This window comes from Pseudomonas sp. M30-35, assembly GCF_002163625.1.
GTDB lineage: Bacteria > Pseudomonadota > Gammaproteobacteria > Pseudomonadales > Pseudomonadaceae > Aquipseudomonas.
Window position 1 is genome coordinate 3,401,073 of record NZ_CP020892.1, and the last position, 22,608, is coordinate 3,423,680.

Genomic DNA, 22,608 nt, shown 5'->3' on the forward strand with positions numbered 1-22,608 from the left:
TGTTACAGCCCGTCTTTGTCCAAGTGCGCCAAATCGACCGCGTCACCGCTGCGCAGCTCAAGCTTCTTGCGGATATCGGCGAACATCAAATCGTATTCTTTATGATTACGCATGATCAGGCCATTATTGATCGGTATGCCGTGCTTGGCAGCCGCACGCGTTGCCACACTGCCGAAGTTATAAGCGGTGTCACGGTGCAGCTCGAATTTCTCTTCGAAATCCTTGTTATTGCAATTACCGACAATACGTACCGAGAGCATTGGCCCTTCTACCGGGTCCTGACGAATTTCGTAGTACATATCAACCACATAAACCGGACGGCCTTCGCTGGCGACCTTGTTGGCGCGGTGCAGGTGACCTTCGGCGTATTTGGATACTGGCGGCACCGCCTCCTCGACAATCTCAGGCTCAAGCACCTCGACGGGCACCCCAAGCTTGGCTTTGATGTCGGCATACATCTGGTCGTAATCTTTGTGGTTACGTGCAACCAGGCCATCACTGCCCGGTACCCCGTATTTTTTGCCAATACGGCCAATCACACTGGCGAAGTTAAACGCCTGTTCGCGAGGCAGTTCGAAGGACTCTTCAAACATCGAGCCGTTTACGTTACCGGCCATGCGCATGCACAGCAGCGGTTTGAAGTTCTCATCACGGTGCACTTCATAGTAAATGTCGACACTGAATTCTGGGATATCGCTCGAGGCTCTTTGCTTAGTGCGATGTACGTGTCCTGGCTCAAACATTGTTCTACTCCATGAAAAAAATTAATCACGCTACGAAATGGTTCAACCCTTGAGGTTCAATGACCATTCAGCGCTTATTTGGTGCATCCATGCGCTCTTGCACAAGCACCCAAGGCGCAACGACCACGGCCCACAGTTGTGGATCGCGCGCGACTACGCTTTGCGCTTGCTCGTCCGTCATATTAGTAACATGACCGCCAGACAACCAGCTTGACACTTTGGCGCTGTCATTCTCGACCATAGCCTGCGCGACTTCAATTAAATCCTGATCCGCCTCAACCCACAACAAAGCGCCCTTGGCAAAGTAGGGTTGTAGCTCTTGCCAAGCAATGGGTGCTGTTTGCCCAAGGAGTTTGGCATAGAGGGTGCTAGGTTGCTCTGTCATGGTTGTGCCTATTTTTTAGCCGATTTTTGATTGCCATCATGATAACGTCGGCATGCTGGCAGGCAAGTTTGCCTGACGTCATGAAATGAAGCCAAGGCACGCCGTTTTTCTATACATTTCTTATATTTAAGCGACATCCTCGTGCTTTGCCCCCTGCTTCCGGCTTTTCAAGGCGCAAATCCGCGCTCTACACTGTACCGGTACAGTTGCTAGGGGTACGACCGAGGAATAGAACTCGGTTCTGCAGCTTTGGCCGTAAGAACTACAACAACTAAAAACACAAGAGTGGAGCATTATGAAAAAGGCAACTAAGCAGATTTCCAAACTGTTAGCCGCCATGGCAATGGCTGGCGTTGCAAGCTACTCAATGGCTGCAGACACAATCAAAATCGGTTTGGCAGGTCCAGTTACTGGCGCTGTAGCCCAGTATGGTGAAATGCAGTTCATCGGCGCTAAAATGGCCATTGAGCAGATCAACAAAGCAGGTGGCGTAAACGGCGAGATGCTCGAAGGTGTGGTCTATGACGACGCTTGCGACCCAAAACAAGCCGTAGCTGTAGCCAACAAAATTGTTAACGATGAAGTTAAGTTTGTTGTCGGTCACCTGTGCTCAAGCTCCACTCAGCCTGCTTCGGACATTTACGAAGACGAAGGCATTCTGATGATTACCGCTGCGTCGACCAGCCCTGAAATCACTGCACGTGGTTATCAGCTGATCTTCCGCACTATCGGTCTGGACAGCCTGCAAGGCCCAACCGCTGGTAACTTCATCGCTGACCACATCAAGCCGAAGAACGTCGCGGTAATCCACGACAAGCAGCAGTACGGTGAAGGCATTGCCACTGCTGTTAAGCAGACTCTGGAAGCCAAAGGCGTCAAAGTCGGCATGTTTGAAGGCATCAACGCTGGCGACAAAGACTTCTCGTCGATGATCTCCAAGCTCAAGCAAGCCGGTGTCGACTTCGTTTACTACGGTGGCTACCACCCAGAACTGGGTCTGCTGCTGCGCCAATCTGCTGAAAAAGGCCTGAAAGTCAAGTTCATGGGTCCGGAAGGCGTGGGTAACAAAGAGATCTCTGCAATCGCTGGCCCTGCGTCCGAAGGCCTGCTGGTCACCCTGCCGAAGTCATTCGACCAAGACCCAGCTAACAAAGCATTGGTTGAAGCCTTCAAAGCCAAAAACGAAGACCCAAGCGGCCCATTCGTATTCCCTGCTTACGCAGCGGTACAAGTGATTGCCGGTGGTATCGAGAAAGCCGGTAGCACTGACACCGACAAAGTTGCAGCTGCTCTGCGCGCCAACAGCTTCAAGACGCCGACCGGCGACCTTTCCTTCGACGAGAAGGGCGATCTGAAAGACTTCAGCTTCGTGGTCTACGAATGGCACCAGGACGGTACAAAAACCGAAGCCAAATAAGCCTCACTGTCCGAACCCAAAGCCCACTGCTGCCGCAGTGGGCTTTGTTTATTAGAAGAATCCCGGTCTTGCGCGGCGCCACAAGCGATGCATTACGCAACGACCCAGGAGCTAGGCAATGCCTGATCTTTATCACTACCTGCAACAGCTGGTTAATGGTTTAACCATTGGCAGCACTTATGCCTTGATAGCCATCGGCTACACCATGGTCTACGGCATCATCGGCATGATCAACTTCGCCCATGGCGAGGTTTATATGATTGGCTCCTACGTGGTGTTTATCGCCGTCGCCGGTCTTGCCATGTTTGGCATCCATAGCTTGCCCATTGTGCTGATCGCAGGATTCGCTGCCAGCATCATTGTCGCCAGTGCCTATGGATACAGTATCGAACGTGTCGCCTACCGGCCTTTGCGCGGTGGTAATCGTTTGATCCCCCTGATTTCGGCAATTGGTATGTCGATATTCCTGCAAAACGAAGTACTTCTTGCGCAGGACTCCAAAGACAAAGCCATCCCCAATCTGCTTCCTGGCAATTTCGTGTTCGGCGAAAACAGCATGAACGGCGTGGTTATTTCGTACATGCAAGTGCTGATTTTCATCGTGACCTTCCTGGTCATGGTCGGCCTTACCTGGTTCATCTCCCGCTCCCGCTTGGGTCGCGCTTGTCGTGCCTGCGCTGAAGACTTGAAGATGGCCAACCTGCTAGGCATCAACACCAACAACATCATCGCCCTGACCTTCGTGATTGGCGCGGCACTCGCTGCGGTTGCCTCGATACTGTTGAGTTTGCAATATGGAGTGATCAACCCGCACTTGGGCTTCCTCGCTGGCATCAAGGCCTTCACCGCAGCAGTACTGGGCGGTATTGGCAGTATTCCTGGCGCGGTTCTGGGAGGCTTGGTTCTGGGTGTTGCTGAAGCATTTGGCGCCGATATTTTTGGCGACCAATACAAAGACGTTGTGGCATTCAGCCTGTTAGTGCTGGTGTTGCTGTTCCGCCCGACTGGCATCTTAGGTCGTCCGGAGGTTGAAAAGGTATGAGTTCGGCAATTACAAAAAACCTTAAGACAGCATTTTTCAGCGCCCTGTTGGTATTGGCTGTTGCCTATCCGGTGTTGGGACTGAAGCTGACGACTGTTGGTATCAAGCTCGAAGTTCACAACGCCAGCCCGGCGGTTTTGTGGACCATTGCTGGCTGTACGATTGTGATGTTCTTCTGGCAGCTATTTCGCGGCCCGATCAGCGCAGCATGGTCACATGCCCCGAAACTACCAACGGTTCCGAGCAAAGCGACTAACTTCATTACCCTACCTTCGACCCAGCGCTGGATTATTCTTGGCTTGGTAATGGTGGCGCTGGCATGGCCGTTTTTTGGCAGCCGTGGTGCAGTGGATATCGCCACCCTGATTCTGATCTACGTGATGCTCGGCCTTGGCCTGAACATCGTGGTGGGCTTTGCTGGCTTGCTCGATCTGGGTTATGTGGGCTTTTATGCCGTTGGTGCTTATACCTACGCACTGTTGTCGCATTACTACGGCCTGGGTTTCTGGGTGTGCTTACCGATTGCAGGGCTGATGGCGGCATTTTTCGGCTTTATTCTCGGTTTCCCAGTGCTACGTTTACGCGGCGACTATTTGGCGATTGTGACGCTTGGTTTCGGTGAAATTATCCGCATCCTGCTACGTAACATGACCGAATTGACAGGCGGCCCGAACGGTATCAGCAACATCGATAAACCAACCCTGTTTGGTCTGTCGTTCGAGCGCAGAGCCGCCGAAGGCATGCAAACCTTTCACGAGTACTTCGGCACTGCTTACCAGTCGATCAACAAGGTTATCTTCCTGTACCTGATCGCCCTGCTGCTGGTGCTGCTGACGCTGTTCGTGATCAACCGCCTGTTGCGTATGCCAATTGGCCGCGCGTGGGAAGCCCTGCGCGAAGACGAAATCGCTTGCCGTGCGCTGGGCATGAACCCAACCATCATCAAGCTCTCTGCCTTTACCTTGGGCGCCAGCTTCGCAGGCTTTGCTGGCAGCTTCTTTGCCGCTCGCCAGGGCTTGGTGACACCAGAGTCGTTCACTTTCATTGAGTCAGCAATCATCCTCGCCATCGTGGTTCTCGGCGGCATGGGTTCACAGCTCGGGGTGATCCTCGCTGCGATCGTGATGATCCTGCTACCTGAATTAATGCGTGAATTCAGCGAGTACCGCATGTTGTTCTTCGGTGCCCTGATGGTATTGATGATGATTTGGCGTCCGCAGGGCTTGCTGCCCATGCAGCGTCCACACCTGGAGCTGAAACAATGAGCCGCCCGATTCTAGAAGTAAGCGGCTTATCCATGCGTTTTGGCGGCCTGCTGGCCGTCAACGGTGTGAATCTGACCGTTCATGAAAAACAAGTGGTGTCGATGATCGGCCCTAACGGCGCTGGCAAAACCACCGTGTTCAACTGCCTGACTGGCTTTTATCAGCCAACCAGCGGCAGCGTGCGCCTCAATGGCGAGCAAATTGAGGGCCTGACCGGCCACAAGATTGCCCGTAAAGGCGTGGTGCGGACCTTTCAGAACGTACGCCTGTTCAAGGACATGACCGCGGTTGAAAACCTGCTGGTGGCGCAACATCGCCACCTCAACACCAACTTCTTCGCAGGCCTGTTCAAGACACCGGCGTTTCGCAAAAGCGAGCGTGAGGCCATGGACCGTGCGGCGCACTGGCTGGACCAGGTCAATTTGACCGAGTTCGCCAACCGCCCTGCAGGCACCCTCGCCTATGGTCAGCAACGTCGCCTGGAAATCGCCCGGTGCATGATGACTCAGCCAAGCATTCTGATGCTCGACGAGCCAGCTGCCGGTCTGAACCCGCGAGAAACCGAAGACCTCAAGGCACTGATTGGCATGCTGCGCGACGACCACAACGTCACCGTGCTGTTAATTGAGCATGATATGAAGTTGGTGATGAGCATTTCCGACCACATTTTCGTGATCAACCAAGGCACACCGCTGGCAGACGGAACCCCGGAGCAGATTCGCGATAACCCGGATGTAATCAAAGCCTATCTGGGGGAATCGTAATGCTCTATTTCGAAAACGTTTCGACCTTCTACGGCAAAATTCAAGCGCTACATGACGTCAACGTTGAAGTTCGTCAGGGTGAGATCGTGACCCTGATTGGCGCCAACGGCGCAGGCAAATCAACCCTGTTGATGACCCTGTGCGGCAACCCGCAAGCCACCGGCGGCAGCATCCGTTATCAGGGTGAAGAGCTGGTCGGCATGCAAACGCCGGATATCATGCGCAAAAGTATTGCCGTGGTTCCGGAAGGTCGCCGGGTGTTCGCTCGCCTCACCGTTGAGGAGAACCTGGCCATGGGCGGGTTCTTTACCGATAAGGCCGATTTCCAGGAGCAAATGGACAAGGTATTGCACCTGTTCCCACGCCTGAAAGAACGCTTTGAGCAACGCGCCGGTACCATGTCCGGTGGCGAACAGCAGATGCTTGCCATTGGCCGGGCGCTGATGAGCAAACCGAAGCTGCTGTTGCTCGATGAACCGTCGTTGGGCTTGGCACCGATCATCATTCAGCAGATTTTCGACATCATCGAACAACTGCGCGACGACGGTGTGACTGTGTTCCTGGTTGAACAGAACGCCAACCAGGCACTGAAGCTGGCGGACCGTGGCTACGTACTGGAAAACGGTCGTATCGTCATGCAGGGCAGCGGTGAAGAGTTGCTCAATGATCCAAAAGTACGCGACGCGTATCTCGGCGGTTAACCGCTCACCTGGTAACTAAAAAAGCCGCTGAAATCAGCGGCTTTTTTAGTTCTGGCATTTAGCTTGGTGTTTTTTAAGCCGCCTGGATTCAACCGAAACACCGAGTCATCCGTACATAAGCGTTGCGGCCAGTTACAATAGGTGGATTACTTTATTGATGACTGCCTGATGACCGAACCAATACGCCTTTCCAAACGCCTGATCGAACTGGTCGGCTGCTCCCGACGTGAAGCTGAGCTGTACATTGAGGGCGGCTGGGTGACGGTGGATGGCGAAGTGATTGATGCTCCTCATTTCAAGGTTGCCGAACAGCAGGTTGTGCTGCACCCAAACGCTGTCGCAGCCCCGCTCGACCCCGTCACACTGCTGGTGCATATCCCGCCTGGGCACAACAACGCTGAGCGAATAACTGAAGAGCTCAGCACGGCCAGCCACTGGCCAGAGGACGCCTCCGGCATCCGCCCCTTGAAAGGCCATCTGGCTAACCTGACGCCATGCATTCCCTTGCAAGCCGGTGCAGAGGGCCTGCATGTTCTGACTCAAGACTGGCGTATCGAGCGCAAATTGCGCGATGACATCGTCAAGATGGAGCAGGAGTACGTGGTAGAGGTCAGCGGCGAACTTAGCGAGCGTGACCTTAAGCGGCTTAATCACGGTTTGATCTTCAACAATTACGCATTGCCACCCTGCAAAGTCAGCTGGCAGAACGAAACCCGCTTACGCTTTGCCCTGAAAAACCCGATACCGGGTCAGATCGTATTTATGTGCAACGAAGTCGGGCTGAAAGTATTGAGCTTCAAACGCATACGCGTCGGCGGCGTGCCTATGTCTAAAGTCGCACCCGGCCAGTGGCGCTATCTAGCAGCGAAAGAACGCTTCTAAACCCTGCCCACCCCACATTTTTTAGCGCAGACGATCTCGAATCCGGTCTGCGCATTTATCAGGAATTGATGATGCTTAATAATGATGTTCTGCGCAGCGTGCGCTACCTACTTGATGTCAACGATGCAAAGCTGGCTGAAATCATTGCCCTGAGCGGCAAGACCGTCACCATCGCCGAGCTTGAACCGCTGCTGAAGAAAGAAGACGAAGAAGGTTTTATCGTCTGTGATGATGAGCTGATGGCGCACTTCCTGGATGGCCTGGTTTACTTCAAGCGCGGTAAAGACGACAGCCGTCCAGCGCAGCCATTTGAGCTGCCAATGACCAATAACATGGTCCTAAAAAAGCTGCGCGTTGCCTTCGAGCTGAAAGAAGATGACATGCACGCGATCATGCAGAGCGTTGACTTTCCTGTGTCGAAACCAGAAATGAGCGCGTTATTCCGCAAGTTCGGTCACAGCAACTACCGCACCTGTGGCGACCAGTTTCTGCGTAACTTCCTCAAAGGCCTGACCCTGCGCGAACGCCCTCAAGCAGCCACTGAATAACCCACTGCAAAATGCTGCGGCAGCCGGTGCTGCGGCAGCCGATGCTGGGGCAGCCGGTGCTAGGAGCCAGCAAGGGTTGCGGCAACCATGCTCGCTTCCGTCCCCAGAAGCGTCTTAATGACTGGCTACCTCGCGCCGCACATGGCGCTGTATTTGCGCCAACAATAGTGCATCCACTGTTGGCGCTAGCCGATTAGGGTGATGGCATCCGTCATTAAAGGACTCGCCATGCTCCCCTACTTCTCTCTAAAAGATCGCACTGCACTGGTTACCGGTGGCACTCGTGGTATCGGCAAGATGATCGCCAAGGCCTTTGTCCAAGCAGGCGCCACAGTCTACGTGTGCGCCCGCGACGCTCAGGCTTGCAGCGACACCGCAGAAGAGCTCAGCGCCTTCGGCACCTGCCACGGTATTGCCGCTAACCTGGCGACCGAAGAAGGCGTACAGGCCCTCGCTCAAGAACTCAGTGGCAAACTTACCCAGCTCGATATTCTGGTCAACAACGCAGGCACCACTTGGGGTGCGCCACTTGAGTCCTACCCGGCTAAGGGCTGGGAAAAAGTAATGCAGCTCAATGTCACCTCAGTTTTCAGCTGCATCCAACAATTGCTCCCACTGCTGCGCAAAGCTGGGAACAGCAGCAATCCGGCGCGGGTGATCAATATTGGCTCGGTGGCCGGAATCAGCTCGTTCGGTGAAAACGCCTACGCCTATGGCCCAAGCAAAGCTGCGCTGCATCAACTGTCGCGCATGCTCGCTCGTGAGCTGGTTGAGCAACATATCAACGTCAATGTAATTGCGCCTGGGCGCTTCCCAAGCAAGATGACCCAACACATCGCCAATGATGAAGAAGCAATGGCCGAAGATACTGCGGTCATCCCGATGAAACGCTGGGGCCGCGAGGAGGAAATGGCAGCTTTGGCGATCAGCCTGGCCAGCACCGCAGGCGCCTACATGACCGGCAATATCATCCCGATTGACGGTGGTTTCAGCCTTTGAAATAAGGCACGGCATGGCACGGCATGGCATGGCCAGCGGACAAAAGGCGATTTGATCAGCAACGCTAAAGGCCAGCGGTGCTTTGCGGTTAAGATAGGCGACCCTCAATGGCGGTCGCTTGCAATGTCTTATTCCGTTTCGCCCATCGGCTTTGTACGCTCTTGCTTCAAAGAGAAATTCGCCATTCCGCGCCAGCCGCATTTGGCTCCGGCAGCGCGTGGCGTATTGGAGTTAGTGGCGCCATTTGACCAGCCTGAAGCCATTCAGGGGCTTGAGCACGTCAGCCATGTCTGGCTGCTGTTTCTGTTTCATCAGGCGCTTGAAGATAAACCCCGCCTAAAAGTGCGCCCACCGCGCTTGGGCGGTAACCAGTCGATGGGCGTATTTGCCACGCGCGCAACGCATAGGCCGAATGGCATCGGCCAATCGGTCGTCGCGCTGGATAAAATCGAGCCGGGCAAACTCTGGTTATCGGGTATCGACCTGCTCGACGGCACCCCGGTAATCGATATAAAACCCTATGTGCCCTACGCCGACTGCATCAGCACTGCGACCAATAGCATGGCTGATAAAGCGCCACGGTTGATTGACGTCGACTGGCAGCCGCAGGCCCTGCTGCAGGCCTGCGAGCATACCCAACGGCTTAATCAGCCATTGGTTGAGCTGATTGAGCAATGTCTGGCTCAAGACCCCCGCCCGGCTTATCAAACCCCTCAACCTGAGCGGCGCTACGGCACTCGCTTATGGGATGTTGAGGTGCGCTGGCACTATCCGCAGCCGGATAAGATCTGCGTTCTGGAAGTCGTTCCTGGCGCTTGAACTGAGCCGCTAGATACCTTGCACACACCCTATCTGCCGCCCGCTAAACCCTGCGTCAAACTGAGCGATGCCCCCTTTTACCAGGCTCCTTGTAATTTACGGTCAGCCAACCAGTCCCATCAGTACCCGTCCTACTGTCGCTCAAGGAAAATCTGATAATGAAACAATGGAGCCTGTTACTGCTGCGCATTTCACTCGGTTGGCTACTGATCATCTGGGGCATTAATAAATTACTCAATGTTGAGCACGGCCTTGCGGTCGCCAACAAGTTTTACTTCGGTGTGTTCGCCTTCGACAACCTGCTGCAAGCAGCTGGCGTACTGCAAATGCTTGTCGGTTTGCTGATTGTTTTCGGGTTTATGCGCAGACTGGTCTACCCAATACAATTGCTATTCAGCGCAGCCACGCTGATTGCAGTATGGCAATCGGTGATTGACCCATGGGGCTGGTTCTATACTGGCAGCAATGCGTTGTTTTATCCGTCGCTTATCATCTTTGCCGGCTGTCTGGTGGTAATGGCTTGGCGTGACGAAGATCGCTTTGCCCTCGATACCTTAAGCAAAAAGCCAGCGCCACCCAGCGCTTAATCAGGCTACTGACACTGCCAATCACACTTGAAGAGTAAGCGGCTTAACCATCACTCGCAGCTATACGTCTCTTTTGCTGAAGGGCGTAAATAGCAGGATCAAGAAGGTGCTTCCCGGACAACCGTGAAGCACTTTTTTATGTCCGCAGATCGCCCAAGAACAAACCTGCTACCAGAAAAAGCCGCAAAAACCCTTGATGTACATCAGCATCACACCCGGTACAGCACCCCAAAAAGTGCGGCTAGGAGTCGCACCTGTCGCAGCCAATTCAGGCAATTGCCGCTCTACCACAGGCCAGCAAAAACAGCGGTTGCAGCGCTTTTTTCTTACCAAACTCTGATGTCGGCTCCAGCCTCTGATAAAGCAGAAACGACATATGTAACTTGAAGTTACCTTTGTAATAACTTGTAATGGTTTCGCCATTCTTCAGCCGTGCTTGTGAATTTACTCACGCATCGGTCGAAATTATCACCACGCGCAGGCATTGCGCTTCATGGCTGAAAACCCGCTCGGCTCAAGCCGATTACAAGCGGTACTCACTTCAAAGGACTGTCTGCTGCAAGCCCATTTTGGGTCATGGCATACGCTGACTAACAATATTCCAAACAGCGCACAGCTCAGTTTCGCCACGCGAGAACTAGACGGGAGAGGCTTGCCCGAATTCTGGTGGCGGCTGGCTATTGCGTAAAAACCCTCTGACAGCGCGCGCCGTCAGAACTGTATCGGCTGCATCACCTCGGTAAGAGAAGACCGAGGCGTCGGAGTCAATTTATCCATTAAGGCCGCAAGATGAAAACTGAGCAGTACCTTGGATACCTGAAACGATTGTCGTGGCTGCCCTTGCTGATGCTGAGCGGCTGCAACATGACCGTGCTCGACCCCAAGGGTCAGGTGGGCATGGATGAGAAATCGCTGATTATCACCTCCACCTTATTGATGCTGATCGTAGTAATTCCGGTCATCGTGATGACTCTGGGATTCGCCTGGAAATACCGTGCCTCCAACACCGAGGCAACGTATAAGCCGAACTGGTCGCACTCCACCGCCATCGAGCTAGTGATATGGCTGGTGCCCTGCGCGATCATCGCTGTACTTGGCACCCTGACCTGGACCACCACCCACGAGCTCGACCCTTATCGCCCGCTGGACTCCGACGTTAAGCCGGTGGTGATTCAGGCGGTGTCGCTGGACTGGAAGTGGCTGTTCATCTACCCCGAGCAAGGCATTGCCACGATCAACGAGATCGCCTTCCCCACCGATACACCGGTGAACTTCCAGATTACTTCGCAGAGTGCGATGAACTCGTTCTTCATCCCGCAACTCGGCAGCCAGATTTACTCCATGGCGGGTATGCAAACCAAGCTGCACCTGATCGCCAACTTTGCAGGCACCTTCGATGGCCTGTCTTCGAACTTCAGCGGCGACGGCTTCTCCGGCATGAAATTCAAAGCGATCGCAACATCGGCCAAGGGCTTCGACGACTGGGTAGCCAAGGTCAAGGCCGCACCGAAAACGCTGGATCAGAGCAACTACCCGGAGCTGGTCAAGCCAAGCGAAAACGATCCGGCGCAGTACTTCTCTTTTGTCAGCCCGACGCTCTACAACTCAATCCTCATGCAATACATGCACGGCCCATCCAAGCCGCAGCCTACCGCAGAGGCCATAGGTGACATGCCTGATATGAAAGACATGCACATGCCCATGAACGCGAGTATCGAGGAGTAATCACTGATGTTTGGCTTGTTAACGCTTGACGCAGTGCCCCTGCACACACCCATCATTATGGGCACCTTGGGCATAGTCGCCCTTCTTGGCCTGGCCATCGTGGCTGCGCTGACCTATTACGGTAAGTGGTCCTATTTGTGGACCGAGTGGCTGACCTCGGTCGACCACAAGAAAATCGGCGTGATGTACATCTTAGTCGCCATGATCATGCTGCTGCGGGGTTTTGCTGACGCGATCATGATGCGCGGCCAATTGGCCATGGCCGAAGGCGCCAACCATGGTTTCCTGCCGCCCGAACACTACGACCAGATCTTCACCGCCCATGGCGTGATCATGATCATTTTCATGGCCATGCCGTTTATGATCGGTTTGATGAACATCGCCGTGCCGCTGCAGATCGGCGCCCGCGACGTGGCGTTCCCATTCCTCAACTCGTTGAGCTTCTGGCTGTTCATGGCCGGTGTGATTTTGGTCAACCTTTCCCTGGCTGTGGGTGAATTCGCCCGCACCGGCTGGGTGGCTTATCCACCGCTGTCGGAGCTGGGCTACAGCCCGGGAGTGGGTGTCGACTACTACATCTGGGCTTTGCAGCTATCCGGCTTAGGAACACTGCTAACCGGGGTTAACTTCCTGGTCACCATACTGAAGATGCGTGCACCGGGCATGAAGCTGATGCAGATGCCGATCTTCACCTGGACCTGCACATTCACCAACATCCTGATTATCGCTTCGTTCCCGATTCTTACCGCTACGCTGGCGTTGTTGAGCCTTGACCGCTACCTGGACATGCACTTCTTCACCAACGAACTGGGCGGCAACGCCATGATGTACATCAACCTGTTCTGGGCCTGGGGCCATCCAGAGGTGTATATCCTGATTCTGCCGGCATTCGGGGTGTTCTCGGAAGTGATCTCCACCTTCACCGGTAAGCGCCTGTTTGGCTACACCTCGATGGTCTGGGCGACTGCAGCAATCACCGTGCTCGGCTTCGTGGTCTGGTTGCACCACTTCTTCACCATGGGCTCGGGTGCCAACGTCAACGCTTTCTTCGGCGTTGCCACCATGATTATCTCGATCCCAACCGGGGTGAAGCTTTTCAACTGGCTGTTCACCATATTCCGTGGCCGCTTGCGTTTCACCACGCCGGTGCTCTGGACTTTAGGCTTTATGGTGACCTTCACTATCGGCGGCATGACCGGCGTGCTGCTGGCAGTACCGGGTGCCGACTTCGTGTTGCACAACAGCCTGTTTCTGATCGCACACTTCCACAACACCATCATTGGTGGCGCGGTATTCGGTTACCTGGCCGGTTTCACTTTCTGGTTCCCTAAAGCGTTCGGTTTCAAGCTCGACGAGCGTCTGGGCAAGTACGCGTTCTGGTGCTGGATCGTTGGTTTCTTCGTGGCGTTCATGCCGCTGTACGTACTGGGTTTCATGGGCATGACCCGGCGCCTGAATCACTACGACAATCCACTGTGGCACCCCTACCTGATTGTCGCCTTTTGTGGGGCCGTGCTGATCTTCTGCGGCATCGCGTTCCAGATCGCCCAGATCATCGTCAGCATCAAGAACCGCGATGCCCTGCGCGACCACACTGGCGACCCTTGGGGCGGCCGTACTCTCGAATGGTCAACCTCTTCACCGCCACCGTTCTACAACTTTGCGGAGCTACCTACTGTGCATGCTGTCGACGCGTTCCACGAAATGAAAGAAAACGACACCGCCTATCTGCGACCTGTTAGCTACAGCCCGATCCACATGCCGAAGAACACCGCTGCAGGCCTGGTGATCGGCCTGATCGGCGCGGTGTTTGGCTTCGCCATGATCTGGCACATCTGGTGGCTGGCGGGTGCGAGCTTGATCGGCATGATCGCGACTTTCATTGTCCGCAGTTACAACCAGGACGTTGACTACTACGTGCAACCGGATGAGATCGAACGCATCGAAAGCCAACGCTTTCCGCTCCAGACTATCCGTACTAACGATTCGCACAAGCCTGCACAACACACCCCACAACTCGCGGAAGAGGTGTAACTCGCATGTCTACCGCAATTCTCAACTCTCAACCCGGCGTTGACCACGCTCACGATCATGGCCACGAGCATGATAGTGGCGATATGACGGTATTTGGCTTCTGGCTATACCTGATGACCGACTGCATCCTGTTCGCCTGCGTGTTTGCCACCTACGCGGTGCTGGTCAACCACACCGCTGGCGGGCCTACCGGCAAGGAGATCTTCGAGCTGCCTTATGTGCTGGTCGAAACTGCCCTGCTGCTGGTCAGTAGCTGCACTTACGGCATGGCCATGCTGGCGGCCCACAAAGGCATCAAGCGCAACACCATCGCCTGGCTGCTGGTCACCTTCCTCTTTGGTCTCGGCTTTATTGGCATGGAGATCAACGAGTTCCATCAACTGATCGTGGAAGGCTTCGGACCCGATCGCAGCGCGTTCCTCTCATCGTTCTTCACCCTGGTTGGCATGCACGGCCTACACGTGACGGCCGGTCTGGTGTGGATGGTTGTGATGATGGCGCAGGTCTATAAACGTGGCCTAACCCCGCAGAACACCACCCGACTGTCGTGCCTGAGCCTGTTCTGGCACTTCCTCGATATCGTCTGGATCTGCGTGTTCACTGTTGTCTATCTGATGGGAGTCGCCCAATGAGCCACGCACAGACACACAGTCATGCAGGTGAAAGCCATGGCAGCGTGCGTACCTACGCCATCGGCTTGATCCTTTCGGTGATCCTCACGGCGATACCCTTCGCCATAGTCATGAGCGGCCAGTTCTCGCGCAACACCGCACTGGTTGCCATGGTCGTATTTGCGGTAGCCCAGGTGCTGGTGCATCTGGTTTGCTTCCTGCACATGAACACATCGTCGAAAGGCCGCTGGAACTTGCTGGCCTTCCTCTTCACGGTGCTGCTCATCGTGATGCTGGTGGGCCTGGCGATCTGGATCATGGTCAATGCCGACAACCTTATGATGCCCTGGATGTGACCATGAAGTTCAAACGCTACCTTCTGATCACCAAGCCTGGAATCATCTTCGGCAATTTGATTGCCGTAGCAGGTGGCTACTTCCTCGCAGCACAGGGCCACATCGACCTTAGGTTGTTGCTGTCTACCGTGATCGGTTTATCACTGGTGGTGGCCAGCGGGTGCGTGTTGAACAACTGCATTGATCGCGATATCGACCAGCACATGGAACGCACGCGTAACCGGGTGCTGGTCACCGGCAAGATTTCACTCAAGGCGGCGCTGGCTCACGGCCTGGTGCTCGGTCTCGCCGGATTCAGCCTGCTGTGGCTCGAAACCACTGCGCTGGCCACAGCCTTGGCCGCGATTGGGTTTGTGGTCTATGTAGGCCTGTACAGCCTGTGGCTCAAGCGCACTTCGGAGTACGGCACCTTGGTCGGCAGCTTGTCCGGTGCCATGCCGCCGGTAGTGGGCTACTGCGCAGTGTCCGGCCAGTTCGACACCGGAGCTGCCCTGTTATTGCTGATCTTCTGCCTCTGGCAGATGCCGCACTCCTACGCCATTGCGATATACCGCCTGAATGACTACAAGGCGGCGGGTATCCCGGTTCTGCCGGTAAAACGCGGGATCGACGCCACCAAACTACAGATCATCCTGTACATCCTGGCGTTTACTGGCGCTTCACTGCTACTCACCCTGACCGGCTTCGCAGGCTATGGCTACCTGCTGGTCGCCCTGTTGGTCAGCGCCTGGTGGCTGGTGATCGCCCTGTCCGGTTACCGTGCCGTGGATGATCGGTTGTGGGCTCGCAAGTTGTTCGCTTTCTCCATTGTCACAATCAGCGCTTTGAGCCTGATGATGTCGATCGACTTCCAGGCCATGCCGCACGCGGGTTTGCTGGCCATGCTGTAACAACTGCAAATGCTGGGTTGTATTGGGTCTGAGTACCCAACATTCTCCCTTTGCCCCGCCTCAGGCGGGGCTTTTTTTCAGCAAAAAAAATCCCACCGCTTGGTGGGATTGTTTATTGCTAACGGCTTACTTCTCGACAAAAGCCCGCTCGATCAAATAATCACCTGGCTCGCCCATGCGTGCAGAAACTTTCAAGCCAAAGCTATCCAGCACAGCACTGGTTTCATCGAGCATGCTCGGGCTGCCGCAAATCATTGCACGGTCGTCTTGTGAGTTGATTGGCGGTAAACCAATATCGCGGAACAGCTTGCCGCTGCGCATCAAATCCGTCAGGCGGCCCTGATTCTCGAACTCTTCACGGGTCACAGTTGGGTAGTAGATGAGCTTCTCTTTCAGCGCATCACCGAAGTATTCATTCTTCGGCAAATGTTCGGTGATGAACTCACGGTACGCCACTTCGTTAACGTAACGAACACCATGAACCAGCACCACTTTCTCGTAGCGCTCATAGGTTTCAGGGTCTTGAATTACGCTCATGAACGGCGCCAGGCCGGTGCCCGTACTCAACAGATAAAGGTGCTTACCTGGCAATAGGTCATCGAGAATCAAGGTGCCGGTTGGCTTGCGGCTCACCATCAACTCATCACCAGGCTTGAGGTGCTGAAGTTGCGAGGTTAACGGGCCGTCCGGCACTTTGATACTGAAGAACTCGAGGTGTTCTTCATAGTTCGGACTGGCGATAGAGTAAGCACGCATCAGTGGGCGGCCAGTGTCCTGCTGCAAACCGATCATTACAAACTGACCATTTTCAAAACGCAGCCCGGCATTACGGGTGGTCTTAAAGCTGAACAGCGTGTCATTCCAGTGGTGGACGCTGAGCACACGCTCGACGTTCAAATTGCTCATGCAGGTATCCTCACTAAATTAAGCTACCCACTGCGGGTATTTGCGCTGCATTCTAGAGGCGCGCAGAATATCTGTTAAGTGAATTATTAAGATATAGGTTATCGGTTATATAGATATGCGATTTACTCTCAGACAACTTCAAGTATTTGTTGCCGTCGCTCAACAGGAAAGCGTGTCGCGTGCGGCCGAGTCTTTGTCGTTATCGCAGTCGGCCACCAGCACCTCGGTAACCGAACTTGAGCGCCAGACTGATTGCCAGCTTTTTGACCGCGCGGGCAAACGCTTGACCCTCAACGCATTGGGCCATCAGTTGCTGCCACAAGCGGTTGCGCTGATCGATCGTTCTAAAGAGATCGAGCGTTTATTGGCTGGGAAAAGCGGTTTTGGCACGCTGAATGTCGGGGCAACCCTTACCGTCGGTAATTATCTGGCGACGCTATTGATTGGTAACTTCATGCAGCTGCATCCCGAATGCCGGGTAAAACTGCAGGTTCACAACACCGCACATGTGGTGCAGCAAGTGGCTCACTATGAATTGGACCTGGGCTTGATTGAAGGCGACTGCCAACATCCAGACATTGACGTGCAACCCTGGGTGGAAGATGAGCTGGTGGTCTTTTGTGCGCCGCAACATCCTCTGGCTCAATCCAAAACTGCCAGCGTTGAGGAGCTCAGCCGTGAAGCCTGGATACTTCGTGAAAAAGGCTCAGGCACTCGCCTAACCTTTGATCAAGCTATGCGTCATCACCCCAACCCACTGAATATTCGCCTGGAACTCGAACACACCGAGGCGATAAAACGCGCGGTTGAGTCAGGTTTGGGAATCGGCTGCATCTCACGTCTTGCGTTACGAGACGCCTTTCGCCGCGGTAGCTTAGTGCCCGTAGAAAGCCCGGACCTGGATCTGCGTCGGCAGTTCTACTTCATCTGGCACCAACAAAAGTATCAAACAGCGGCGATGCGTGCATTTCTCGAACTGTGCCAGACCCTGACTGCCGGAGTAACCCGTAGCGATGAGATCGTCTTACCAACAATTGCCTAATGATGATTCAAGGGCGGTCGCAAGTGCTAGCCCAGAAGAATAATCAACCAGACACTGCCAATCAAAGAAAGCGAAACAAACTGAGCAGCGCTGCCCATGTCCTTGGCGTTCTTTGACAGTGGGTGCAGGTCCAATGAGATACGGTCAATCGCCGCTTCAACCGCAGAGTTGAGTAACTCAACAATCAATGCCAGCAAGCACACCGCAACCATTAATGCGCGCTCGCCTTTGTTCACATCAAAAACGAACGCAAGCGGAATCATCACCACATTGAGCAGTACCAACTGACGAAATGCAGCCTCACCGGTAAATGCTGCACGCAACCCATCGAGTGAATAGCCGGTTGCATTGAGGATGCGTTTAAGGCCTGTCTGGCCTTTAAATGGAGACATAGTTTAATAACCACAAACTGAAAAAAGACGGCAGGCTACGCCAATGCGGCGCTAAAAGTCTGATTTTTTTTCAGCGGATAGGAGTGGCTATAAGCCGATAGCCGAAGCAAGTTCGTCAATTCAAACCGTCGCAGCGTTAGGAATGCTTTCAAGCTGTTGCAGCAATAATGCCGCCTGCGTACGCGTACGCACACCTAATTTGCGAAATATCGCAGTGACATGCGCCTTGACCGTCGCCTCCGAAACACTCAGTTCATAGGCGATTTGCTTGTTCAGCAGCCCTTCGCAAACCATGGTCAAAACCCGAAACTGCTGCGGCGTCAAGCTGGCCAGTCCGGCACTTGCAGCCTTGGCCTCAGCGGATACGCTTTGCGCCTCAGCACTGATTTCCGGCCACCAAGCTTCACCATCTAGAACCAGACGAACGGCTTGCTGAATGGTTTCCAGCGAGCTGGATTTAGGAATGAATCCACTGGCCCCAAACTCTTTGGAACGCAGTACAACCGCAGACTCTTCCTGCGCAGAAATCATCACCACAGGTATTTGTGGATATTGACCACGTAACAATACCAAGCCGGAAAAACCATAGGCACCCGGCATGTTCAGGTCGAGCAGCACCAGATCCCAATCCGGTTTTTCAGTCAACCGACTTTCTAATTCAGCAATGCTTGCTGCTTCAACCAGCCGTACATCCGGCCCTAAACCCAGTGTCAGTGCTTGTTGCAATGCACTGCGAAACAAAGGGTGGTCATCAGCAATCAGGATTTCGTAAACAGCCATGGCAGATCCCGTTATTGTTTTTAGGGCTACATGAGAGGTACTTCAACAGGTGTTCAACTTTAATACTCTAGCAACCTCCACACTACGTGTGAGCCACAAATGCGCCTGAGGCGGCGCCCAGCATGCCGAGCGATGACGGGGTGGTCAAGCGCAATACTTTCCGGCAAAGTCAGCGCCTTTCTCATTCATGAGCCTTTTTATGCGAAGCCAAGCTCTGCGCGCCGACCTTTTGATGCTAATAACCGCCATCATCTGGGGCTCCGCATTTGTTGCACAACGCATAGGCATGGACTCAATTGGGCCATTTTTATACAGCGGCTTGCGCTTCTCTTTAGCCGCAGTTGTGCTACTCGCAATCCTACCCCTGCTCACCCGCAACAAAACTGCGAGCAAACCAGCGCTGGATAAAAGCCTGTTGTTCGGCGGTGCAATCATGGGCCTGGCGCTGGCAATTGGTATTAACTTACAGCAAGTTGGACTGCTGTTCACCAGCGTCACCAACTCCGGATTCATCACCGGTCTTTACGTGATTATCGTCCCCATACTCGGGCTGTTTATTGGCCAGCGTAGCGGTATGGGTATCTGGCTCGGCGCGAGTTTAGCCGTTATCGGGATGTTTCTGCTGAGCGTGGGTGAAGGCTTTACAGTGGCTTCGGGTGATTGGCTGCAACTGGCTGGAGCGTTTGTTTGGGGTATCCATGTGTTGCTGGTCGGTTTTTTTGCGAGCCGTCACGACCCGCTACGCTTGGCGGTTATCCAATTCATCACCTGCGCTGCAATCAGCATGATCCTGGCGCTGATATTAGAGCCATTTGCACTGGACGCGATCATTGCAGCCGCCCCAGCGATCATTTACGGCGGGATTTTCGGTGTTGCGATTGGTTTCACCCTGCAGGTGGTCGCGCAAAAACACGCGATAGCGTCTCACGCTGCAATTATCCTTTCCCTGGAAGCCGTGTTTGCTGCGATTGCCGGTGCGATCCTGCTCCACGAGACACTAGATCTGCGTGGCTACATCGGCTGCGCACTGATGCTTGGCGGCATGCTCCTGGCCCAACTCTGGCCGAAAAAGCCAGTAGTTAGCGCAGTTGCACCCGCATAATCGCAAAGAACTCCCTACGAGAAGACTGCGTAAAGGGTTTATATGAGCTACAGAAACGGCTGTAATCGGCGATGCGCAGGATCACCTAAATCAACCGCACGCGGCGCCTTAGCCGCTAAATAGTGCTGACTGAAAACATCAAAATAAGCATTCAGTCCGTCTGCGGCACGTTGATCTCCGGCCAACTCAAGGCATAACGCCGCGACTTCTGCAGTACACAGCTGTTCATTGCGGGTTGAGCGGCGCAAGTGATAACGCGACAGACGTTCAGGCTCAAGACTCAACACTGGCAAATTATCGAGGTATGGGCTTTTGCGGAACATCTTGCGCGCCTCGGTCCAGGTTGCATCCAGCAACACAAACAACGGCCGCTTGCCTGGCACGACGTTGACCTCGCTGACCACCCGTTCAGGCGCCACATATTCACCGGGGAAGACCAGATAAGGCTGCCATTGTGGATCACTCAGCAGCGCAACTAAGGCCGGATCAACTTCTGTGCGCAGCCAACCAAAGGCACTGGTATCAGTGACTACATCAGCAATGAGCCAGCCGGTATTACTCGGTTTAAGTACCTCAACGTCATGCATTATCAGGCACATGGCTGACTGCGCCTCGACGCGCGGGCGCCACGCGCACAAACAATGGGTCTGGGCGATTCGACATTGATTACAGCGCACCGCCTTGGAGCCACGCGCCAGAAATGGTTTTTCACTGCGTGCTAAACGCACATCACGCAATCGCGCTACGGCGTGGCTCATGAGCGTTGGCCATGATAAAAAAAGCGTTGCATAGTCAATCCTGCATAAATCGGCGAGCAGTTTAACAAAGCCCAGCAACTCTGGCTCAACTGACCGATGTAAGCGCCTGGCAAGATTTTGTTGTCAGCAAAGGTACAAACGGGTACTTGGGGGTTATCATAGTCCCCAGCTGAACCTCTACGGGTGCTTACCTGTCGAAGGATTGAAATGACTGTGGAGACTTGGATGTTACGCCTAACTGCCCTAACTCTGGCCCTGAGCCTACCCTTTACTGCCCATGCGTCTTCGCTTAAAGAATACGAGCTAACCAAGATGCTGCAAAGCGTCGCGCAGGAAAGCAGCGTCGGCACGCCTCGCGCAATCAACGCGGATATTCTCGACCAAGGCTATACCGTAGAAGGCCATACGCTAATCAATCACCTTAGCGTTCGCCCTCGCCATGCGGCACAAATGCGCAACAACCTCGACGCAGTGCGCTCACAGCTTGGAAAGAGTATATGCAGCAACGGTGGGTTTCATAAGCTACTCAACGAAGGCGCAGAATTGCGCTATGAATTCACTGAGTACAAAACCAACAAGCCAATTGTTCGTGAGACGTTCGACAAAGCCGACTGCGGTCAATAAGCAATTCAGAGGCATGTGCAGCGCAAGGTTGCACATGCGCCTCTTCTCCAAGCAGCCAGTGATGGCCTGCAGACTCGTCACAGCAAAGCCATACTCTTAACGTCATATCTTTGATGGGTCGGGTCTAATTCTGCCAAGGAGACACCCCATGCCTGATGAACCGGATGACTTCCTCGCTCGGCATTTTCAAACCAGCGGCATCGATCTGCGCAGTAAAGTTGATGAATTGACCTCGCTGATGGCTCCCGCGAACAGTCTCAATAGAGAGCTGTACCGGGAAATGCTGATCACTATTATTCGAATGGGCCAAGCAGATCGCAATCGCTGGGACGCGAAGATCATGCTGCAGACATTGCGTGAAATGGAGCATGCCTTTTCTGTCCTAGAACAATTCAAGCGACGGCGCAAAGTCACCGTTTTTGGTTCTGCACGTACGCCGGTTGACCATCCAATTTACCAACTGGCTCGAGAACTGGGAGCCCAACTTGCCCGTCACGACTTGATGGTCGTAACGGGCGCAGGTGGCGGGATCATGGCGGCCGCTCACGAAGGTGCTGGCGTAGACAGCAGCCTGGGCTTCAATATCACCCTGCCCTTTGAGCAAAGCGCCAATGCAACGGTCAACGGAACCAGCAATCTGCTCTCGTTCCACTTCTTCTTTTTGCGCAAACTGTTTTTCGTCAAGGAAGCAGACGCACTAGTGCTGTGCCCGGGCGGTTTCGGCACACTGGATGAAGCTATTGAAGTATTGACCCTGATTCAAACCGGGAAAAGCCCAATAGTGCCTGTGGTTCTACTTGATCAGCCCGGTGGAAATTTCTGGCAGGAGGCGTTGCAGTTTATTGAGCGCCAACTCAAAGACAGTGGTTATATTCTAGCCAGCGACCTCAACTTAATGACTCTGGTTTATAGCGCTGATGCTGCCGTTGAGCAGATCAGCCAGTTTTACAGTAACTACAACTCCAGCCGCTGGTTAAACAAACGCTACATCATTCGCCTCAATCACCCACTCAATAATGCGGCGCTGACGACCATAATCAGCCAGTTCAGTGACATCTCTAAAACTGGCGACTTCGAGTTGCTTGAGCGAGCAGATGACAGTCAGGACGCTGACGAATTGGCAGGTCTGCCACGCTTGGTCTTCGACTTTAACGGGCGCAACCACGGGCGCCTGCGCGAGCTAATTGACTTCATTAACCTGCGCGAAAACTGGTCTAGCGAGTGAAGCCAATAGTT

25 protein-coding genes are annotated in these 22,608 nt (G+C 54.1%); 19 read left to right on the forward strand and 6 right to left on the reverse strand.

The window, feature by feature from the left end:
* Window positions 1-2 precede the first annotated feature (2 nt).
* Both B9K09_RS22840 and B9K09_RS15705 read right to left on the reverse strand, forming a co-directional pair.
* Complete coding sequence (locus B9K09_RS22840) at window positions 3-743, reverse strand: DUF5064 family protein (RefSeq protein ID WP_256574052.1); 741 nt, start codon at window positions 741-743, stop codon at window positions 3-5.
* Window positions 744-810: 67 nt separating this feature from the next.
* Window positions 811-1,128, reverse strand: a complete 318-nt coding sequence (locus B9K09_RS15705) for a DUF2288 domain-containing protein (protein ID WP_087517699.1) — start codon at window positions 1,126-1,128, stop codon at window positions 811-813.
* A gap of 295 nt (window positions 1,129-1,423) precedes the next feature.
* Here B9K09_RS15705 and B9K09_RS15710 point away from each other — a divergent pair, with 295 nt between their 5' ends.
* The 15 genes from B9K09_RS15710 to cyoE all read left to right on the forward strand — a co-directional run bounded on the left by B9K09_RS15710 (window position 1,424) and on the right by cyoE (window position 15,768).
* Window positions 1,424-2,545: a branched-chain amino acid ABC transporter substrate-binding protein gene (locus B9K09_RS15710; RefSeq protein WP_087517700.1), complete on the forward strand. Its 1,122-nt coding sequence runs from the start codon at window positions 1,424-1,426 to the stop codon at window positions 2,543-2,545.
* 118 nt (window positions 2,546-2,663) lie between these two features.
* Window positions 2,664-3,587 carry a high-affinity branched-chain amino acid ABC transporter permease LivH gene (gene livH / locus B9K09_RS15715; RefSeq protein ID WP_087517701.1) on the forward strand — a complete coding sequence of 308 codons (924 nt, stop codon included), beginning with the start codon at window positions 2,664-2,666 and terminating at the stop codon, window positions 3,585-3,587.
* A complete protein-coding gene (locus B9K09_RS15720; RefSeq protein WP_371917411.1) occupies window positions 3,584-4,852 on the forward strand; it encodes a high-affinity branched-chain amino acid ABC transporter permease LivM in 1,269 nt (422 codons plus the stop codon). Before livH ends, B9K09_RS15720 begins: the two co-directional genes overlap by 4 nt.
* Window positions 4,849-5,616, forward strand: coding sequence for a high-affinity branched-chain amino acid ABC transporter ATP-binding protein LivG (livG, locus tag B9K09_RS15725; protein ID WP_087517702.1), 768 nt, complete (start codon window positions 4,849-4,851; stop codon window positions 5,614-5,616). Before B9K09_RS15720 ends, livG begins: the two co-directional genes overlap by 4 nt.
* Window positions 5,616-6,317: an ABC transporter ATP-binding protein gene (locus B9K09_RS15730; RefSeq protein ID WP_087517703.1), complete on the forward strand. Its 702-nt coding sequence runs from the start codon at window positions 5,616-5,618 to the stop codon at window positions 6,315-6,317. Before livG ends, B9K09_RS15730 begins: the two co-directional genes overlap by 1 nt.
* A 168-nt stretch (window positions 6,318-6,485) precedes the next feature.
* Window positions 6,486-7,199, forward strand: coding sequence for an rRNA pseudouridine synthase (locus B9K09_RS15735; RefSeq protein ID WP_087517704.1), 714 nt, complete (start codon window positions 6,486-6,488; stop codon window positions 7,197-7,199).
* 71 nt (window positions 7,200-7,270) lie between these two features.
* Entirely contained in the window at window positions 7,271-7,747 is a 477-nt protein-coding gene (locus B9K09_RS15740; RefSeq protein ID WP_087517705.1) for a DUF1456 family protein, read from the forward strand.
* A gap of 228 nt (window positions 7,748-7,975) precedes the next feature.
* Window positions 7,976-8,746 (forward strand): SDR family oxidoreductase, encoded by a 771-nt coding sequence (locus tag B9K09_RS15750; protein WP_087517707.1) that lies wholly within the window; start codon window positions 7,976-7,978, stop codon window positions 8,744-8,746.
* Between the two features lie 123 nt (window positions 8,747-8,869).
* Window positions 8,870-9,565 (forward strand): tRNA (N6-threonylcarbamoyladenosine(37)-N6)-methyltransferase TrmO, encoded by a 696-nt coding sequence (gene tsaA, locus B9K09_RS15755; protein WP_087517708.1) that lies wholly within the window; start codon window positions 8,870-8,872, stop codon window positions 9,563-9,565.
* A 158-nt stretch (window positions 9,566-9,723) separates the two neighbouring features.
* The gene (locus B9K09_RS15760) at window positions 9,724-10,152 is read left to right on the forward strand and encodes a DoxX family protein (RefSeq protein WP_087517709.1); all 429 of its coding nucleotides are present in this window, start codon (window positions 9,724-9,726) and stop codon (window positions 10,150-10,152) included.
* 789 nt (window positions 10,153-10,941) lie between these two features.
* Window positions 10,942-11,877 carry a ubiquinol oxidase subunit II gene (gene cyoA / locus B9K09_RS15765; protein ID WP_087517710.1) on the forward strand — a complete coding sequence of 312 codons (936 nt, stop codon included), beginning with the start codon at window positions 10,942-10,944 and terminating at the stop codon, window positions 11,875-11,877.
* 6 nt (window positions 11,878-11,883) lie between these two features.
* Window positions 11,884-13,911 (forward strand): cytochrome o ubiquinol oxidase subunit I, encoded by a 2,028-nt coding sequence (gene cyoB / locus B9K09_RS15770; protein ID WP_087517711.1) that lies wholly within the window; start codon window positions 11,884-11,886, stop codon window positions 13,909-13,911.
* Window positions 13,912-13,916: 5 nt separating this feature from the next.
* Complete coding sequence (locus tag B9K09_RS15775; RefSeq protein WP_087517712.1) at window positions 13,917-14,543, forward strand: cytochrome o ubiquinol oxidase subunit III; 627 nt, start codon at window positions 13,917-13,919, stop codon at window positions 14,541-14,543.
* Window positions 14,540-14,878 (forward strand): cytochrome o ubiquinol oxidase subunit IV, encoded by a 339-nt coding sequence (cyoD, locus tag B9K09_RS15780; protein ID WP_087517713.1) that lies wholly within the window; start codon window positions 14,540-14,542, stop codon window positions 14,876-14,878. Before B9K09_RS15775 ends, cyoD begins: the two co-directional genes overlap by 4 nt.
* A 2-nt stretch (window positions 14,879-14,880) precedes the next feature.
* Complete coding sequence (gene cyoE, locus B9K09_RS15785; RefSeq protein WP_087517714.1) at window positions 14,881-15,768, forward strand: heme o synthase; 888 nt, start codon at window positions 14,881-14,883, stop codon at window positions 15,766-15,768.
* A 126-nt stretch (window positions 15,769-15,894) separates the two neighbouring features.
* Here cyoE and fpr read toward each other — a convergent pair whose 3' ends face one another.
* Window positions 15,895-16,674 carry a ferredoxin-NADP reductase gene (gene fpr, locus B9K09_RS15790; protein ID WP_087517715.1) on the reverse strand — a complete coding sequence of 260 codons (780 nt, stop codon included), beginning with the start codon at window positions 16,672-16,674 and terminating at the stop codon, window positions 15,895-15,897.
* Window positions 16,675-16,789: 115 nt separating this feature from the next.
* On the opposite strand from fpr, the gene B9K09_RS15795 reads away from it, so the two are divergent.
* Window positions 16,790-17,716, forward strand: a complete 927-nt coding sequence (locus B9K09_RS15795) for a LysR family transcriptional regulator (RefSeq protein ID WP_087517716.1) — start codon at window positions 16,790-16,792, stop codon at window positions 17,714-17,716.
* A gap of 26 nt (window positions 17,717-17,742) precedes the next feature.
* Here B9K09_RS15795 and B9K09_RS15800 read toward each other — a convergent pair whose 3' ends face one another.
* Together B9K09_RS15800 and erdR are read right to left on the reverse strand one after the other, a co-directional pair.
* On the reverse strand, window positions 17,743-18,108 hold the full coding sequence (locus B9K09_RS15800; protein ID WP_087517717.1) for a diacylglycerol kinase: 366 nt from the start codon (window positions 18,106-18,108) through the stop codon (window positions 17,743-17,745).
* Between the two features lie 120 nt (window positions 18,109-18,228).
* Complete coding sequence (gene erdR, locus B9K09_RS15805; protein ID WP_087517718.1) at window positions 18,229-18,888, reverse strand: response regulator transcription factor ErdR; 660 nt, start codon at window positions 18,886-18,888, stop codon at window positions 18,229-18,231.
* Between the two features lie 199 nt (window positions 18,889-19,087).
* Here erdR and B9K09_RS15810 point away from each other — a divergent pair, with 199 nt between their 5' ends.
* A complete protein-coding gene (locus B9K09_RS15810; RefSeq protein ID WP_087517719.1) occupies window positions 19,088-19,990 on the forward strand; it encodes a DMT family transporter in 903 nt (300 codons plus the stop codon).
* 47 nt (window positions 19,991-20,037) lie between these two features.
* Here the strand turns inward: B9K09_RS15810 and B9K09_RS15815 are convergent, their stop codons facing one another.
* Complete coding sequence (locus tag B9K09_RS15815; protein ID WP_087519127.1) at window positions 20,038-20,748, reverse strand: tRNA-uridine aminocarboxypropyltransferase; 711 nt, start codon at window positions 20,746-20,748, stop codon at window positions 20,038-20,040.
* Window positions 20,749-20,973: 225 nt separating this feature from the next.
* Between B9K09_RS15815 and B9K09_RS15820 the strand changes: the two genes are divergently transcribed.
* Both B9K09_RS15820 and B9K09_RS15825 read left to right on the forward strand, forming a co-directional pair.
* A complete protein-coding gene (locus B9K09_RS15820; protein ID WP_087517720.1) occupies window positions 20,974-21,372 on the forward strand; it encodes a quorum-sensing-regulated virulence factor family protein in 399 nt (132 codons plus the stop codon).
* Between the two features lie 148 nt (window positions 21,373-21,520).
* Window positions 21,521-22,597 (forward strand): LOG family protein, encoded by a 1,077-nt coding sequence (locus tag B9K09_RS15825; protein WP_087517721.1) that lies wholly within the window; start codon window positions 21,521-21,523, stop codon window positions 22,595-22,597.
* The last annotated feature ends 11 nt before the right edge of the window (window positions 22,598-22,608 follow it).

Coding starts and splice junctions, on each gene's coding strand:
- B9K09_RS22840 (WP_256574052.1), bottom strand. CDS start 743: ATGTTTGAGCCAGGACACGTACATCGCACTAAGCAAAGAGCCTCGAGC.
- B9K09_RS15705 (WP_087517699.1), bottom strand. CDS start 1,128: ATGACAGAGCAACCTAGCACCCTCTATGCCAAACTCCTTGGGCAAACA.
- B9K09_RS15710 (WP_087517700.1), top strand. CDS start 1,424: ATGAAAAAGGCAACTAAGCAGATTTCCAAACTGTTAGCCGCCATGGCA.
- livH (WP_087517701.1), top strand. CDS start 2,664: ATGCCTGATCTTTATCACTACCTGCAACAGCTGGTTAATGGTTTAACC.
- B9K09_RS15720 (WP_371917411.1), top strand. CDS start 3,584: ATGAGTTCGGCAATTACAAAAAACCTTAAGACAGCATTTTTCAGCGCC.
- livG (WP_087517702.1), top strand. CDS start 4,849: ATGAGCCGCCCGATTCTAGAAGTAAGCGGCTTATCCATGCGTTTTGGC.
- B9K09_RS15730 (WP_087517703.1), top strand. CDS start 5,616: ATGCTCTATTTCGAAAACGTTTCGACCTTCTACGGCAAAATTCAAGCG.
- B9K09_RS15735 (WP_087517704.1), top strand. CDS start 6,486: ATGACCGAACCAATACGCCTTTCCAAACGCCTGATCGAACTGGTCGGC.
- B9K09_RS15740 (WP_087517705.1), top strand. CDS start 7,271: ATGCTTAATAATGATGTTCTGCGCAGCGTGCGCTACCTACTTGATGTC.
- B9K09_RS15750 (WP_087517707.1), top strand. CDS start 7,976: ATGCTCCCCTACTTCTCTCTAAAAGATCGCACTGCACTGGTTACCGGT.
- tsaA (WP_087517708.1), top strand. CDS start 8,870: ATGTCTTATTCCGTTTCGCCCATCGGCTTTGTACGCTCTTGCTTCAAA.
- B9K09_RS15760 (WP_087517709.1), top strand. CDS start 9,724: ATGAAACAATGGAGCCTGTTACTGCTGCGCATTTCACTCGGTTGGCTA.
- cyoA (WP_087517710.1), top strand. CDS start 10,942: ATGAAAACTGAGCAGTACCTTGGATACCTGAAACGATTGTCGTGGCTG.
- cyoB (WP_087517711.1), top strand. CDS start 11,884: ATGTTTGGCTTGTTAACGCTTGACGCAGTGCCCCTGCACACACCCATC.
- B9K09_RS15775 (WP_087517712.1), top strand. CDS start 13,917: ATGTCTACCGCAATTCTCAACTCTCAACCCGGCGTTGACCACGCTCAC.
- cyoD (WP_087517713.1), top strand. CDS start 14,540: ATGAGCCACGCACAGACACACAGTCATGCAGGTGAAAGCCATGGCAGC.
- cyoE (WP_087517714.1), top strand. CDS start 14,881: ATGAAGTTCAAACGCTACCTTCTGATCACCAAGCCTGGAATCATCTTC.
- fpr (WP_087517715.1), bottom strand. CDS start 16,674: ATGAGCAATTTGAACGTCGAGCGTGTGCTCAGCGTCCACCACTGGAAT.
- B9K09_RS15795 (WP_087517716.1), top strand. CDS start 16,790: ATGCGATTTACTCTCAGACAACTTCAAGTATTTGTTGCCGTCGCTCAA.
- B9K09_RS15800 (WP_087517717.1), bottom strand. CDS start 18,108: ATGTCTCCATTTAAAGGCCAGACAGGCCTTAAACGCATCCTCAATGCA.
- erdR (WP_087517718.1), bottom strand. CDS start 18,888: ATGGCTGTTTACGAAATCCTGATTGCTGATGACCACCCTTTGTTTCGC.
- B9K09_RS15810 (WP_087517719.1), top strand. CDS start 19,088: ATGCGAAGCCAAGCTCTGCGCGCCGACCTTTTGATGCTAATAACCGCC.
- B9K09_RS15815 (WP_087519127.1), bottom strand. CDS start 20,748: ATGAGCCACGCCGTAGCGCGATTGCGTGATGTGCGTTTAGCACGCAGT.
- B9K09_RS15820 (WP_087517720.1), top strand. CDS start 20,974: ATGTTACGCCTAACTGCCCTAACTCTGGCCCTGAGCCTACCCTTTACT.
- B9K09_RS15825 (WP_087517721.1), top strand. CDS start 21,521: ATGCCTGATGAACCGGATGACTTCCTCGCTCGGCATTTTCAAACCAGC.